16 protein-coding genes are annotated in these 15,177 nt (G+C 55.9%); all 16 read left to right on the top strand.

Annotated features, from left to right (window positions below; all coding sequences use genetic code 11):
* The first annotated feature begins 154 nt into the window (after positions 1-154).
* The 16 genes from ACTUHY_RS01050 (at position 155) to ACTUHY_RS00975 (ending at position 15,086) form a co-directional block, all read left to right on the top strand.
* On the top strand, positions 155-781 hold the full coding sequence (locus ACTUHY_RS01050) for a site-2 protease family protein (RefSeq protein WP_442826260.1): 627 nt from the start codon (positions 155-157) through the stop codon (positions 779-781).
* Positions 782-800: 19 nt separating this feature from the next.
* Positions 801-1,529, top strand: coding sequence for a segregation and condensation protein A (locus tag ACTUHY_RS01045; RefSeq protein ID WP_442826259.1), 729 nt, complete (start codon positions 801-803; stop codon positions 1,527-1,529).
* Positions 1,507-2,055 (top strand): SMC-Scp complex subunit ScpB, encoded by a 549-nt coding sequence (gene scpB, locus ACTUHY_RS01040; protein WP_442826258.1) that lies wholly within the window; start codon positions 1,507-1,509, stop codon positions 2,053-2,055. The genes ACTUHY_RS01045 and scpB overlap by 23 nt, the downstream gene beginning before the upstream one ends.
* A gap of 15 nt (positions 2,056-2,070) precedes the next feature.
* A complete protein-coding gene (locus ACTUHY_RS01035; RefSeq protein ID WP_442826257.1) occupies positions 2,071-2,802 on the top strand; it encodes a pseudouridine synthase in 732 nt (243 codons plus the stop codon).
* A 1-nt stretch (position 2,803) separates the two neighbouring features.
* The gene (locus ACTUHY_RS01030) at positions 2,804-4,066 is read left to right on the top strand and encodes a BaiN/RdsA family NAD(P)/FAD-dependent oxidoreductase (RefSeq protein WP_442826256.1); all 1,263 of its coding nucleotides are present in this window, start codon (positions 2,804-2,806) and stop codon (positions 4,064-4,066) included.
* Entirely contained in the window at positions 4,063-4,728 is a 666-nt protein-coding gene (gene cmk / locus ACTUHY_RS01025; protein WP_442826255.1) for a (d)CMP kinase, read from the top strand. Before ACTUHY_RS01030 ends, cmk begins: the two co-directional genes overlap by 4 nt.
* A 1-nt stretch (position 4,729) precedes the next feature.
* Positions 4,730-5,320, top strand: coding sequence for a lysophospholipid acyltransferase family protein (locus ACTUHY_RS01020; protein WP_442826254.1), 591 nt, complete (start codon positions 4,730-4,732; stop codon positions 5,318-5,320).
* Positions 5,321-5,329: 9 nt separating this feature from the next.
* Entirely contained in the window at positions 5,330-7,372 is a 2,043-nt protein-coding gene (locus ACTUHY_RS01015) for a bifunctional 4-hydroxy-3-methylbut-2-enyl diphosphate reductase/30S ribosomal protein S1 (protein ID WP_442826253.1), read from the top strand.
* A gap of 20 nt (positions 7,373-7,392) precedes the next feature.
* On the top strand, positions 7,393-8,445 hold the full coding sequence (fni, locus tag ACTUHY_RS01010) for a type 2 isopentenyl-diphosphate Delta-isomerase (RefSeq protein WP_442826252.1): 1,053 nt from the start codon (positions 7,393-7,395) through the stop codon (positions 8,443-8,445).
* A 15-nt stretch (positions 8,446-8,460) separates the two neighbouring features.
* Positions 8,461-9,792, top strand: a complete 1,332-nt coding sequence (der, locus tag ACTUHY_RS01005) for a ribosome biogenesis GTPase Der (RefSeq protein ID WP_442826251.1) — start codon at positions 8,461-8,463, stop codon at positions 9,790-9,792.
* A gap of 15 nt (positions 9,793-9,807) precedes the next feature.
* Positions 9,808-10,410: a glycerol-3-phosphate 1-O-acyltransferase PlsY gene (gene plsY, locus ACTUHY_RS01000; protein WP_442826250.1), complete on the top strand. Its 603-nt coding sequence runs from the start codon at positions 9,808-9,810 to the stop codon at positions 10,408-10,410.
* A gap of 105 nt (positions 10,411-10,515) precedes the next feature.
* Positions 10,516-11,508, top strand: a complete 993-nt coding sequence (locus tag ACTUHY_RS00995) for an NAD(P)H-dependent glycerol-3-phosphate dehydrogenase (protein ID WP_442826249.1) — start codon at positions 10,516-10,518, stop codon at positions 11,506-11,508.
* 73 nt (positions 11,509-11,581) lie between these two features.
* Positions 11,582-12,034 carry an ACT domain-containing protein gene (locus ACTUHY_RS00990; protein ID WP_278675247.1) on the top strand — a complete coding sequence of 151 codons (453 nt, stop codon included), beginning with the start codon at positions 11,582-11,584 and terminating at the stop codon, positions 12,032-12,034.
* 114 nt (positions 12,035-12,148) lie between these two features.
* Positions 12,149-13,459, top strand: coding sequence for a homoserine dehydrogenase (locus ACTUHY_RS00985; RefSeq protein ID WP_442826248.1), 1,311 nt, complete (start codon positions 12,149-12,151; stop codon positions 13,457-13,459).
* A gap of 18 nt (positions 13,460-13,477) precedes the next feature.
* Positions 13,478-14,404, top strand: coding sequence for a homoserine kinase (gene thrB, locus ACTUHY_RS00980; protein WP_442826247.1), 927 nt, complete (start codon positions 13,478-13,480; stop codon positions 14,402-14,404).
* 16 nt (positions 14,405-14,420) lie between these two features.
* On the top strand, positions 14,421-15,086 hold the full coding sequence (locus ACTUHY_RS00975) for a metal-dependent hydrolase (protein ID WP_442826246.1): 666 nt from the start codon (positions 14,421-14,423) through the stop codon (positions 15,084-15,086).
* The last annotated feature ends 91 nt before the right edge of the window (positions 15,087-15,177 follow it).

The following is a 15,177-nucleotide window of genomic DNA, read 5'->3' as shown; positions in this document are numbered from 1 at the left end:
CCAGGTGCAGTTTGACCCTTTTTCTGCTTTATGGTAGTATGATAGGGATATGGGGCTGCTGCTCTGGCAGCGGCCCCGTCAGCGGTCAGCGGCCGAAAGAGGCCGGCGCTGCCGGCTTTGATAGAAGAAAACCTATGGAAAGGAAATTTTCCCTATGCTCAATCTGGATGCGTCCCTGATCTATCGGATCCCGGCGCTGCTGTTTACCATCACCGTCCATGAATATGCTCACGGAGCCATGTCTTCCAGTCTGGGAGACCCGACTCCGGAAGCAGATGGGCGTCTGACCATGAACCCTCTGGCCCATTTGGACCTGATCGGGTCCTTGATGCTGCTTTTAGTAGGGTTCGGCTGGGCCAAACCGGTCCGGGTGGACCCTCGGTACTATCCAGATCTCCGGAAAGGGATGCTGGAGGTGGCGTTGGCTGGACCGGGCAGCAATCTGTTCGTGACTTTCCTGGCAATGCTGCTCCAGCTGGTACTGGCCCGGTATTTCAATGCAGGGAGAGGAGTACTGCTGTTCTTGAACTGGCTCATGCTCTATAATGTTTGGTTCGCCTTTTTCAACCTGCTTCCCATCCCGCCCATGGACGGATACAATGTGCTGCGGATGGCGCTGCCTTTGGAAAAGAGCTTGGCCTATGAACGGCTGGTGGGGCCTTACTCCAATCTGATCCTCATCGTCCTGTGCTTCACCGGCATCGTAGGCGTTGTGATCTCGCCCCTTTCCACGCTGTACCTCCGTCTGTGCCGGGCGGTCCTGTCTCTGGTGCTGTTCTGAGAGGGAAGAAGGCCGAAGCGTGTACCCAGTGAAATTGGCGGATTTCGAAGGCCCCTTGGACCTTTTGATCCATCTTATCGAAAAAGACAAAATCGATATCTATGATATTCCCATCGTATCTGTGACAGAGCAGTACATCGCCTACCTGGACACCATGCAGGAATACAGTCTGGATGTGGCCAGTGAATTCCTCCTCATGGCGGCCATGCTGCTCCAGATCAAATCCCGGATGCTGCTGCCCCGGGAACCGGAAGAAGAGGGGGAGGAAGAAGCGGATCCCCGGCAGATGCTGGTCTCCATGCTGGTAGAATATCGGAAAACGAAGAAACAGGCCCAGGCGCTGCGGGAATGTCTCCAGCGGGCCAGCCTCCAGACAGCGCGGCCCCCTCTTCCTTTAGGGAAAATCCTCCAGCAGGTGAAGCGGTACGGGCTGGGAGATCTGCTCCGGGCTTTGGCGGCCCTGCTGCCCAAACCGGAAGAGGAAGATACAGTGATCCCTCGGCAGGAATTCCCTGTCCAGGAACGGATGGATGCCATCCGTTCGGCTTTGGGAGGAAAAAGAAAGAAACTGGATTTCCGACGGCTGCTCCAGGACAGGAAGAACCACAGCGAAATCATCTCCACCTTCCTGGCAGTATTGGAATTGCTGCGGCTGAAAGAAATCACCATTAGACAGACGGTTCCCTTCGGGCCCATTACCCTGGAGAGCCGGAAGGAGGACGGACATGGAACTGAAGAAGACCGCTGAATTGGAGGCGCTGCTCTTTGCCAGTGGAGACCCGCTGACCCTGGAACGGGCGGCAGGGGCCTTGTACTGTTCCACGGGTGAGGTAGCCGATCTGTTGGAAGAACTCCAGCAGCAGTACCGGACGGCAGAACGGGGCATCGAACTGCGGAAGGCAGCCGGGGGCTGGCAGCTGGTGACCAAGAAAGAGACGGCAGGGCTGATCCGCCGGCTCCAGGAAAAACAGGAAGTGAAGCTGTCCAATGCAGCGATGGAAACCTTGGCTATCGTGGCCTTCCGGCAGCCTGTGACCAAAAGCGAAATGGAAGCTATCCGGGGCGTGAAAGTAGATGGCGTCCTGGGGAACCTGGTGGAACTGGGGCTGATTGCAGAAGTCGGACGGAAGGAAGCCTTGGGACGCCCCATCCTCTATGGGACCACGGATAGATTCCTCCAGACCTTCGGACTGGATTCCCTGGAAGATCTGCCCCAGCTCCCGGAGGAGATCCTGGAGGGCAGAGGGGAAGGACCAGAGCCTTTGTTTGATTGATAGAAAGGGAAGAGTATGGAACAGATCAAGGAACGGCTGCAGAAAGTCATGGCAGCGGCCGGCGTAGCTTCACGCCGGGAATGTGAAAAGATCATCCTGGCCGGCCGGGTCCAGGTGAATGGGAAAACGGTGACGGAACTGGGCACCCGGGTGGGGAAGGCAGACCGGATCATGGTGGACGGCAAAGCCCTCCATCGGAAAAGCGTCCGGCATACCTATCTGCTGTATAAGCCTCGGGGCGTTGTGACCACTATGAAAGATCCCCAAGGGCGGCGGACGGTAGCGGATCTCATGGCGGGTCTCCATCAGCGGCTGTATCCGGTGGGACGGCTGGATTACCAAACGGAAGGACTGCTGCTCATGACCAATGACGGGGAGCTGGCCCAGCATCTTACCCATCCCAGCCATCACGTGGACAAGACCTATGAGGTGGAAGTCCATGGCCGGGTACCGGAAGAAAAATTGGATGTGCTGCGGCTGGGCGTGCCCTTAGAAGACGGACTCACTTCACCGGCAGTGGTCTATGTGAAGCAGTGGGATCCGGAAAAGAATCTGACCCGGTTCACCGTGACCATCCATGAAGGACGGAACCGGCAGGTCCGGCGGATGTGTGATTTCATCGGCTTCCCGGTAAAATCCCTGAAACGGATCCAGGTAGGTACCTTGACCCTGGAAGGCTTGAAAAAGGGGGAATTCCGGGAATTGACGCCGGAAGAGATCGCCTCCCTGGACGGGCAGGGGGAATGAGATGAAAAATGTGGTGATCGTAGGGGCTGGAGCGGCCGGTTTCTTGGCAGCGATCGGAGCTGCTGGGAACGGGGCTCGGGTGACCCTATTGGAGAAGATGGCCATGCCCGGCCGAAAGCTGATGATCACGGGCAAAGGACGCTGCAATATCACCAACGCCTGCGAGATGGAGGCCATGATCCCCATGCTGCCGGGCAATGGAAAATTTTTATTTGGGGCTTTCCATTCCTTCACCAATCGGGATATAATGGAACTGTTGGAACGGCACGGGCTCCCGGTGAAAGTCGAACGGGGAGGCCGGGTGTTCCCCCAGAGCGACCGGGCTCTGGACGTAGTGGAGACCCTGGAAAAGATCCTCCGGGAATTGGGCGTCCGGCTCCTTCTGGAAAAACGGGTGCAGCGTCTGGAAATGGCCCAGGGGAAAGTCATCGGGGTGGTGACGGGAGACGGACGGAAGTTTCCGGCCGATGCGGTGATCATCACCACCGGAGGGGCTTCCTATCCCCGCACTGGTTCTACGGGGGACGGTTATGCCCTGGCCCGGGAAGCCGGTCATACCATCGTCCCTCCCAAGCCGGCTCTGGTGCCCCTGGAAAGTGATGATGAAGCCATCCAGTCCCTCCAGGGCCTGAGCTTGCGGAATGTACGGGGGACCCTGCTCCAGGGAGACCGGGTCCTGGGACAGGAATTCGGGGAAATGCTCTTTACCCATTTCGGAGTCAGCGGTCCCATCATCCTGACCCTTTCCCGGGTGGCTTCGGCCGCCTGGCAGAACGACCCCCAGGCGGTGCTGGATCTGTCCATCGATCTGAAACCGGCCCTTACGGAGGAACAGCTGGATGCCCGGGTCCGGCGGGATTTCGCCAAGTACAGCCGGAAGCAGCTGAAAAGCGGTCTCCACGACCTGCTGCCCCAGAGCCTGATACCGGTGCTCATTGACGCAGCCTGCCTGAAGCCGGAGCAGGAAGTGAACCAGATCACCCGGAAAGAACGGCAGCGCCTGGTCCGGACCCTGAAAGCCTTCATGGTCCCCCTTACTGGGACTCGTCCCTTGTCTGAAGCCATTGTGACAGCCGGGGGCGTCAGTACCAAAGAAATCAACCCTTCCACCTTTGCTTCCAAAAAAGTGCCCAACCTGTACTTTGCGGGAGAAGTGATGGATGTGGATGGATATACCGGCGGCTACAACCTCCAGGCAGCCTTTTCATCGGGCTACGTGGCTGGGACCCATGCCGCTTTGGACGGAAAAGAGGAATCTGTGTGAAAAAGATCATCATTGCCATCGATGGACCGGCTGGAGCCGGAAAAAGCACCATCGCCAAGAAAGTGGCAGCTCTTTTGGGCTATGCCTACATCGATACGGGAGCTATGTATCGGACGGTGACCCTGCGCTTCTTGGAAAGCGGGGAACCTTTCAGTGAGAGCCTCGTGACAGCTATCGCTAACCGGATCCAGATCACCTTCCAGTATCGGGAAGGGACCAACCGGGTGTTCGCAGATGGGGAAGAAGTCACCGAAGCCATCCGCAGCCTGGAAGTCTCCCAGAATGTTTCCCAGGTGTCGGCCGTAGGCGGCGTGCGGACAGCCATGGTGACAGCCCAGCGGAAGATCGGCGCCCAGGGCGGTGTGGTCATGGACGGCCGGGATATCGGGACGGTGGTGTTCCCTCAGGCAGAATTGAAGGTCTTCCTGACAGCTTCTGTGGAAGAACGGGCCCGGAGACGGCACCTGGAACTGAAAGAAAAGGGGACGGAGGTGTCCCTGGAAGAACTGGAAGAACGGATCGCCCAGAGGGATGCCCTGGATGAGAACCGGGAAATCTCTCCCCTGCGCTGTGCGGAAGATGCCCGGTATCTGGATTCTACCAGCCTGACCATCGACCAGGTGACGGAAAAGATCGCTGCCATGGCGAAAGAGGTACTGTAAGATGTGGTACCGTTTTGTCCAGCTGCTGTTTTCCATCCTGTTCCGGATCATCTACCGGCTCACGGTCATCGGCCGGGAGAATATCCCTAAGACGGGGCCTGTGGTGATCGCTTGCAACCATGTGAGCCTCTTGGATCCCCCTATGGTGGGGACGGCCTCTTCCCGGCCTGTCCATTTCATGGCCAAAAGTGAACTTTTCGTTCCCGTCCTGGGGACCCTGTATAAAAGCCTGGGAGCTTTCCCCGTCCATCGGGGAGCGGGGGATGCCCATGCCATCCGGACGGCCCTCACCATCCTGAAACACCAGGAAGTGCTGGGGATCTTCCCGGAAGGGCACCGGAGCAAAGACGGGAAACTGGGCAAGGCTCAGCCGGGTGCCCTGGCCATCGCCCTGAAGGGTAAAGCAGAAGTGGTGCCTGCCTGTATCCTGGGCAGCGATCTGAAGCACCGGACCAGCTTCTGGCCCAAAATCACTGTGGTGTTCGGGAAGCCGATGAAGCTGGAGAACGAAGAGGGAAATAAACTGAAAGTGGAGGAGTTGAGCGAAGAGCTGATGCAAGAAATACAGGCTCTCATGGACGCTCACAAGTAAAGACAGCGGATGAAAATCTATGTTGCAGACCCGTGCGGTTTTTGTTATGGTGTAAAAAGAGCAATACACGTTGCAGAACTGCAAGCAAAAGGGTATAATGATAGTATTGCCACTCTGGGTGAATTGGTTCATAATCCCCGTGTTGTAGGAAAACTGAAACAGCAAGGTGTAGAATGCAAGGAGAAGCTGGCTGATTTCGCGGCTGGTGATATAGTCATATTCCGTTCCCACGGCGTGGGGCCCGCTTTGTATGAAGAGGCCCGGCAGCGAGGATTGGAAGTCATCGATGCCACTTGTCCTCATGTGCGAAAGGCACAGAAAACGGCTGCTGAACTGGCAGAAGAAGGCCGTTTCGTCATCATTATTGGGGAGAAGCGTCATCCTGAGGTGCAAAGTATCAAGGCTTGGGCAGGCAGCGATTCTGTGGTCATCGAAACATCTGATGACCTTGGATCTCTTCCTGAAAAAGATAAGTTTGGGGTAGTCAGTCAGACGACTTTTGAAGCTGAGAAGTTTAACCTTCTGCTTCGTATGGCTCAGGAGAAACGTCCGGGCGACTATAAAGTCGTGCGAACCATTTGCACTGCCACCGCAGAACGACAGGCTGCCGCACGGCAGCTGGCAGGGAAAACAGATGCTTTCTTCGTATTTGGCGGCAAGAACAGCGCGAACACGAGACATCTGTGGGAACTGGCCAGGGAAATCAATCCCCGTTCCTATCTTTTGCAGGACGCCAGCGAGATCACTGGACCGATGCTGGCCGGAGCACAAAAAATTGGCATCACTGCTGGCGCATCGACGCCGCAGGAAATTATTGAGGAGGCTATTGGAACTATGGAAACGATGGAAAGTTTGTTGGGCGAACAGGAATGCATGAAATTGCACATTGGCATGATTGTGGAGGCTACCGTGGTAGAAGTGACCGATGATGAGGTCGTGGTAGACTTCGGGTATCAGAGTGAAGGTTCTGTGGCCTTCGACCAATGGACTTTGGGTGGGACCAAGGACACCGTAGCCCCCACTGTGAAACCGGGCGACAAAGTGACCCTGAAGGTCATTGCTAGCGAAAACCAGGATGGCCTGGTGGTCCTGAGCCGGACCAAAGCAGAAGCTGATCAGGCTTGGCTGAAACTGCCGGAAGAACTGGCTGACAAAAAGACCGTACAGGTCAAGGGCCTGCGGGCTGTCAAAGGCGGCCTGACGGTTTCCTACGAAGGACTGACTGGCTTCATCCCTGCTTCTCATCTGGATCTGAAGCATGTGGATGATGTGAAAGAATATGAAGGCAAAGACCTGGAAGTTTCTCTCCTGGAAATCAATCCGGAAAAGAAACGCCTGGTATTCTCCCGGAGAAATGTCCTGCGGGAAGAACGGGCTGCCAAGAACGCTGCCTATAAAGAAGAAAGAGCCAAACGGGAAGAAGAACGGAAAGAAGCCCTGGAAAAGGCTTTCCAGACCTTCCATGAAGGCGAAACCGTGGAAGGAACCATCAAGAGCATCGTGGATTTCGGTATGTTCGTGGAAATCGCTCCCATGGTCCAGGGCCTGGTACACATTTCCGAAGTGTCCTGGGATCGCAGCGTGAAACCGGCTGACCTGTACAAAGTGGGCGAAAAGATCAACGTCTACATCAAAGGCCTGGACGAAGAAAAAGGCCGTATCAGCCTGTCCGTCAAGGCTCTCCAGGAAGATCCCTGGGTGGCTGCCGCCAAGGAATTCCGCGTAGGTGATGTGGTGACCGGTACCGTTGTACGGTTCCTGCCTTTCGGCGCCATTGTGAAACTGAATGACAAGAATGAAGGCATGATCCATATTTCCGAAATCGCTGAACAGCGGATCGAAAAACCGGAAGATGTCCTGGAAATCGGTCAAGAAGTGAAAGTCAAAGTCCTGCGTGTGGATACCGAACACAAGAAGATCGCCCTGAGCATCACCAAAGCCAAGGAAGATGCGGAAAAAGCTGAAATGCGTCAGTATCTGGGCAAGAAGAGCACCCTGTCCCAAGGCCTGGGCGAAAAACTGGCTGAAGCTGAAGCAGAAGCCCATAAATAAGTAAGAGAGGTTTGTCATAGATGAAAAGCCGGGAGAGCCGTAAAATCGATCATATCAAGTATGCCCTGCACCTTGAGGATGGTCCTTGCGCCACCGGCTTTTCTGATATACGGGTATTCCACCGGTGCCTGCCTCAGACAGACCGGAAGGCCATTGACCTTTCTACCACCCTGCCTGGGATCGGCCGTCTGCCCCAGCCTTTGGTGATCAATGCCATCACTGGCGGTGCAGAAGCGGTGAAAGCCATCAATGGAGAACTGGCCGTGGCAGCTCGAGAAACGGGCTGTGCCATGGCGGTAGGGTCCCAGTACGGGGCTGTGCGGAAGGGGCTGTATGAAGACACTTTTGCTATTGCCCGGCAGGTGAATCCCCAGGGGCTGCTCTTTGCCAATGTCAGTGCCCTGGCGACTCCTGACGAAGCAAGGCGGGCGGTGGACATGATCCAGGCCCAGGCACTCCAGATCCATCTGAACAGTGCCCAGGAACTGGCCATGGAAGAAGGGGACCGGGATTTTTCCCATTGGCTGGAACAGATTGCAGCTATCTGTGCCGTGTCAGAAGTCCCTGTGATCGTCAAAGAAACAGGCTGCGGCATGGCCCGGGAAGATGCCAGACGCCTGCTGGACTGCGGAGTGTCCATCCTGGATACCGGCGGTGCCGGCGGGACCAATTTCCCAGCCATCGAAGGCTGCCGCTATCCGGAAGGGAACCGGGAACTCGCTCAATGGGGGATTCCTTCGGCCCTTTCCCTTTTGGAAGTGGTAGAAGCAAAAGGCTGGCAGAAAGGTATCATCGCTTCCGGCGGGATCCGTTCGGCTTTGGACGTATTCAAGGCCCGGATGCTGGGAGCCAATGCAGTGGGGATGGCTGGCAATATCCTGCGGCTGATCCAGGCCGGCGGGACCCAGAGTGCCATCGACTGGATCCACAACTTGCTGGAAGCAGTGAAAGATTTCTACACCCTGACCGGGTGTTCCAGAGAGGATGAGCTGCGGCAGGTACGGTATTATTTTACCGGGGACCTGGCTGCAGCAGTCCGCTCCTTTCCCTACGGGGATCATAAATACAATTGAAAGAGGTTCATTTCCATGAGCAAACCCATAGTTGCCATTGTCGGCAGACCTAACGTCGGCAAATCAACACTATTTAATATATTTGCTGACAGCCGGATTTCCATCGTGGAGGATACTCCAGGCGTAACTCGGGACCGTCTCTATGCTGATGCAGAATGGCTGGACCGGAAGTTCACCATGGTGGATACGGGCGGCATCGAAATGCAGAACACGGATTCCATTGCTGTTTCCATCCGGCAGCAGGCAGAAATAGCTGTCCGGGAAGCGGATGTGATCTTATTCGTGTGCGATGCCCGGACGGGGATCACCACAGATGACCTGGAAGTGGCTAAGATGCTCCGGCAGTCCCGGAAACCGGTGGTCCTGGCAGTTAACAAGGCGGACACCCCCAAACAGGAGGCGGAAGCCTATGAATTCTATAATCTGGGGATCGGGGAGCCCTTCCTGATCTCTGCATCCAACAGGCTGAATCTGGGGGATCTGCTGGACGCAGTGGTAGAAAAATTCCCGCCGGAAGACGATGACGAAGAGGACAGCGAAGACGTGATCAAGGTGGCCATCATCGGCCGTCCCAATGTAGGCAAATCCTCCATCTTCAATGACATTATCGGGCAGACCCGTTCCATCGTCAGTGATGTGGCCGGGACGACCCGGGATGCCATCGATGTCCCGGTAGAAAAAGACGGCCAGACCTATCTGTTCATCGATACAGCCGGCATGCGCCGGAAGGGAAAGATCGATGAACCCATCGAAAAATACAGCATCATCCGGACCCTCCGGGCTGTGGACCGCAGTGATGTAGTGCTCTTGGTACTCAATGCTGTGGAAGGGATCACGGAACAGGATAAGAAGATCGCTGGCTATGCACACGAAGCGGGCAAAGGAATCGTCATCGTGGTGAACAAGTGGGATCTGTATCCCAACAAGACCGTCATGTCCACGGAAGAATTCACCAAACAGATCCGCCATGAACTGATCTTCATGCCCTATGCCAATGTGGTGTACGTGTCGGCCCTGACCCAGCAGCGGATCAGCCGACTGCCGGAAATGATCAAAGATGCGGCAGAAGCCAACGCCATGCGGATCTCTACCAGTGTCCTGAACCAGGTCGTGACTGACGCTGTAGCCATGAACCAGCCCCCTATGGAAAAGGGCAAACGGCTGAAGATCCTCTATACCACCCAGGTGAAAGTGAAACCGCCTACCTTCGTGATTTTCTGCAACGAACCGGAAATCATGCATTTCTCCTATCAGCGGTACCTGGAAAACCAGCTGCGGGAAGCTTTCGGGTTCAAGGGAACCCCCATCAACATCATCGTCCGGGGCAAGAACGAGGACGAGGCATAAGGACGGAAACAGACTATGGACTATGTGTTGAGTGCAGTGATCGGATATCTCCTAGGTTCCATCTCTTGCGGGCTGCTGCTGGTGAAGCTGGTCTGCGGGATCGATATCCGGGATTATGGGAGCCACAATATCGGAGCCACCAATGTGTTCCGGACTGTGGGCGCGCGGATGGCCTCTTTCGTCCTTTTGGGAGATCTGCTGAAGGGGGTACTGGCACTCTGCCTGGTCGATCGTTTCGTTTCCCCGGATCTGTCCGTGCTCCTAGTCTGTGCCGCCTGCGCCATCCTGGGACACAGCTTTTCCTGGATGTGCGGATTCAAAGGAGGCAAAGGAGTAGCCACCGGGCTGGGCATTTTGTTGTATTTCATGCCGGAAGTGGCCGTATTCGCTCTGACCATTTGGCTGGCGACTGTGTTCGTTACCCGGTATGTGTCCCTAGGATCCATCGTGGCTGCGGTCTCGGCTCCCTTCACCGCTTGGTATCTGGGCTATGACTGGCGTCTGGTAGCCTTTGTGGCTCTTTGCGCGGTGGTGGTAGTGGCTCGGCACTATCAGAACCTGATCCGCCTGAAGAACGGCACAGAAAGCAAGATCCGTCAGGGGCATTGGAAGAAATGATAGGGGTGTGAAAGGATTCACACCCCGGTCGCGACTCGCGACCCGCGGCCAAAGGGGCTGTTGCCCAAGCAACAGTCCTTTTTTTAATGCAAAGGAGTTGAAACCATGAAAGCTGCAGTCATAGGAGCCGGGAGCTGGGGGACCGTCCTGGCCCAGATCCTGGCGGAGAACGGGCATGAGACGGTCCTCTGGGCCCGGAATCCGGAAAAGGCAAAAAAGATCCAAGAGACACGGTGCAACGAGGACTATCTGCCGGATCTCCGGCTGTCTCCGGCCCTTGCCATTACCTCCGACCTCCAGGAAGCTGTGGCAGAGGCGGAAGTCCTGGTCTTTGTAGTCCCTTCCAAAGGGATGGGGGCTATTGCCCAGCAGGCAGCCAGATTCACAGACTGTCAGGATCAGGTGGTCCTGACTTGTACCAAAGGGTTTGATCTTGCCAGCCATAAGCTGATGACGGATATCCTGGAGGAGACCTTCCCCCGGGCCAGGGCTATCGCTGCTCTTAGCGGTCCCAATCTGGCTCGGGAAATCGCTCAGAAACAGCCGGCGGCTACGGTGATCGCCTGCCGGGAGATGAAAGAGGCCCGATTCCTCCAACAATGTTTCCTGAATGGATATTTCCGTCCTTACACCTCTACGGATCTCATCGGAGTCGAACTGTGCGGCTGTGTGAAGAACTGCATCGCCCTGGTGGGAGGGATGCTCTCCGGTCTGGGGTATGGGGAAAACGCCCAGGCCGGCCTCATCACCAGAGGCCTGGCGGAAATCACCCGGCTGGGAGTGAAGATGGGAGCTCGGCGGGCCACCTTTTTCGGCCTGGCTGGGGTTGGGGACCTGATCGCGACCTGCACCAGTCCCCTTAGCCGCAACCGCTCAGCCGGCTATGCCCTGGCTCAGGGAAAGACACTGGAAGAAATTACCGGGGGGACTCGGATGGTCATCGAAGGGATCAACGCTGCCCCGGTGGTCCGGGAGCTGGCAGCCTGCCATCAGGTAGAGATGCCCATCATCGAACAGCTCTACCAGGTCCTGTTCCAGGGAAAGCAAGTCCAGCAGGCCATTGCCGATTTGATGAAAAGAACTGCAAAGAAAGAGTAGAATTTCAGGGAACAGTATGATATAATGTCTTCCTAGGAAGGATTAAGATTCTTATGGAAAGGATAGATGACACATGGCCAATGAGAAGAAATCCGAATTTTATTTAGTCAGAGAAGAAATTCTCCCCGAAGCAATCAAAAAAACCATCCTGGTCAAAGAAATCCTGAAACGAGGAAAGATGAAGACGGTCAATGAAGCGGTGAGCAAGGTAGGGCTGAGCCGCAGTGCCTATTACAAATACAAGGACTATGTATTCCCGTTTTATGATGCCAGCAAAGAAAAGGTCATCACCATTTCTCTCCTGCTGGAACACAAACCCGGTGTCCTTTCCAGTGTGCTCAATACTATTGCCGGTGACGGTGGGAGCGTCATCACCATCAACCAGGGCGTGCCTCTCCAGGGAGTAGCCAATACCACCATCTCTGTAGAGACCAAATACCTGACCATCGATATGGAAGCTTTGCTGGACAAACTCCGGCTGATCGAAGGAGTGAAGCGCCTGGACGTACTGGGACAGGTGGACTGAGAGACTGGCAGCCGGTTGGAAGGTCGCTTGCCGGGTCTGTTGACAATTGGAAAAGATGGATTGTTGTGGGCTGTCGATTCCGGCAGCCCCTTTACAACGAGGAGGATGAGGGGATTGGCTAAGGCAAAACAAAGAAAGATCAATATCGGACTGCTGGGAGCCGGAACGGTAGGCGGCGGTGTGATCCTGGTACTGAACCAGAATCGGCCGCTCATCACGGAACGGGTAGGGGCAGAAATCTGCATCAAAAAAGTCCTGGCCCGCCATCCAGAAAAAGTCCGGGCTCTAGATGCCAGCTTGGCAACGACGGATAAGATCGAAGACATCGTGGAGGATCCGGAAATCGATGTGGTGGTGGAACTGATGGGCCGGGAGCATCCAGCACTGGAATATATTGAAGCGGCCCTGAAAGCCGGGAAAAATGTAGTCACCGCCAACAAAGATGTGGTGGCCACCCACGGGAAAGAACTCTTCGAACTGGCCGCTGCCAATCATGTGGACTTCCTCTTTGAAGCAGCTGTGGCCGGGGGGATCCCCATCATCCGGCCACTGAAGGAAAGCTTGGCAGCCAACAAAATCAGCAAAATCATGGGGATCATCAATGGGACCACCAACTATATGCTCACCAAGATGACCCAGGACCATATGGATTTTGCTGAAGTGCTGAAAGAAGCCCAGGAAAAAGGGTATGCAGAAAGCGATCCCACGGCCGATGTGGGAGGCTTCGACGCGGCCCGGAAGATTGCCATCCTGGCCTCCATCGCTTTCAACAGCCGGGTGAACCTGGACGATGTGTATGTGGAAGGCATCGATAAGATCTCTTCCCGGGATATCGAATACGCCGACGAACTGGGGTATGTGATCAAACTGCTGGGCATTGCCAAGCAGAAGGAAGGGAAAGGCGTGAGCGCTCGGGTCCATCCCACCATGCTCCGGAAAGACCATCCCCTGGCTACGGTCAATGACGTGTTCAATGCCGTCTATGTGGAAGGCCAGCCCATCGGGGAAGCCATGTTCTTTGGACGGGGCGCCGGACGGATGCCCACAGCCAGCGCTGTCTGCGGGGACATCATCGAAAGCACCCGGAATATCCTGGCCGGCTGCACGGGACGGGTGGGCTGTACCTGCTATGAAATGAAATCCATCCTGCCGCCAGAAGAGATCATCTCTCCTTGCTACATCCGGATGCTGGTAGAAGACCGGCCCGGGGTCTGGGCCACCATCGCTTCGGCCTTCGGGGAGAACAAGGTCAGCCTGAAGACCGTCGTCCAGAAACGTTCCCTGGGCACGTTGGCGGAAATCGTCGTGATCACCTACGGCGTCTCGGAATTTGCCCTTCGGAAGGCAGCAGAGGCTCTGTCCAAATTGGCTGTGGTGGCACGGATCTGCAACATCATCCGTGTGGAAGACAGCACCTTGGACTAAAGGAAGCAGGTGCGTACCATGGCAGGAAACAGCAGAAAAGTCACGGTACAGGTGCCAGCCACATCCGCCAACTGCGGACCGGGCTTCGACTGCCTGGGGCTGGCTTGTACCCTTTATAATGTTTTCACCTATGAACTGGTATCGGAAGCCGAAGGCATCCATGTGACCGCCGAAGGACAAGGAGCGTCCAATCTGCCCCAGGGCCGGAACAACCTGGCCGCCCAGTCTTTTTACACCCTTTGGGAGAAACTCCAGCAGCCGGATACAGGTTTGAAGATCACTTGTAAGATCCAGGTCCCTGTCTCCCGGGGCCTGGGCAGCAGCTCCACGGCCATTGTAGCTGGCCTGACTGCGGCCAATGCCCTGGCAGGGAATCCTCTTTCCAAAGAAGAGCTGGTGACAGAAGCAGCACGGATCGAAGGCCATCCCGATAATGTGGCTCCGGCCATCTTGGGCGGCATCACCGTGAATGTGATGGAGAAGGGAAAAGTGGAAAGCCTGAAGCTGTCCCTGGCCAAACCGCTGAAACTGGTGGTCCTGGTACCTGCCCTGCCCCTGCCCACATCCAAAGCCCGGGCAGCCTTGCCGGAAAAGATCCTCCATAAAGATGCTGTCTATAATGTGAGCCGGGCAGCGCTTTTAGTTGGATCCCTGATGAGCGGGGACTACCATTTCCTGGGGACGGCGCTGGAGGACCGGCTCCACCAACCCTATCGGCTGCCCCTGATCCCTGGAGCGGCGGAAGCCCTGGAAGCAGCCCGGCAGGCCGGGGCCTATAACGGCATCATTTCCGGAGCTGGTTCAACGCTGCTGGCCTATGTCCCTGCTGAGGCCGATGCCCGAAAGATCGGGGAAGCCATGAAAAAGCCCTTTGCCCAGCGCCAGATGGAGACCACCCTGCATTTCCTGGACATCGATCCGGAAGGGGCCAGGGTGATCCGGTAAAGAAGGAGGAAAAGCTATGCTGCAGTTCCATTATATCCACCATGCCTGTTTTACTTTGTGTGATGGGACCACGACGCTCCTGTTCGATCCCTATCTGGACGGGAATCCGGAAGGACTGTCCCCAGAAGATATCCAGGCTGATGTGATCTTTGTCTCCCATTTCCATGGCGACCATCTGGGGTCTGCCTATGCCATTGCCAAAGCCAATGATGCCTTGCTCATCTCTACGGCAGAAATCGCTAACGATGCGGCTTCCCATGGGGTCCGAGCCCATGCTATGCATTTGGGAGGGACCCACAGCTTTCCTTTTGGACGGGTACGGATCACCCCGGCTTTCCACGGCAGTGGGATCGCCGGTGGCCATGCCTGCGGATTCATCGTAGGATTTGGCGGGAAGACCGTGTATTTTGCCGGGGATACCAGTGTGTTCGGAGATATGGCTCTCCTGTCCCGGCTGGAAAAGATCGATGTGGCCCTGCTGCCCATCGGGGACAACTATACCATGGGGCCGAAAGATGCCCGTCTGGCGGCAGAACTGCTGGCCGTGCCTTTGGTCATCCCCATCCATTACAATACCTGGCCCATCATCGCCCAGGATCCGGAAGCTTTCAAAAAAGAGGTGGAAGCTACCACACACAGCAGAGTGGCTGTAGTAGAGCCAGGGAGCCGGCTTGACTTGTAAGAGGGGCCTTGGGATAAAAAACGGGGCTGTTGCGGAAGCGGCGGCCTCGTTACTCTTTTTTGGGATTTATGCTATAATAGATAAAATAGAA

This window comes from Acidaminococcus nyctereutis (assembly GCF_052216985.1).
Taxonomy (GTDB): Bacteria; Bacillota; Negativicutes; order Acidaminococcales; family Acidaminococcaceae; genus Acidaminococcus; species Acidaminococcus fermentans_A.
Note: the sequence above shows the minus strand (reverse complement) of the source record. Positions and strands in the feature narration are given on the sequence as shown.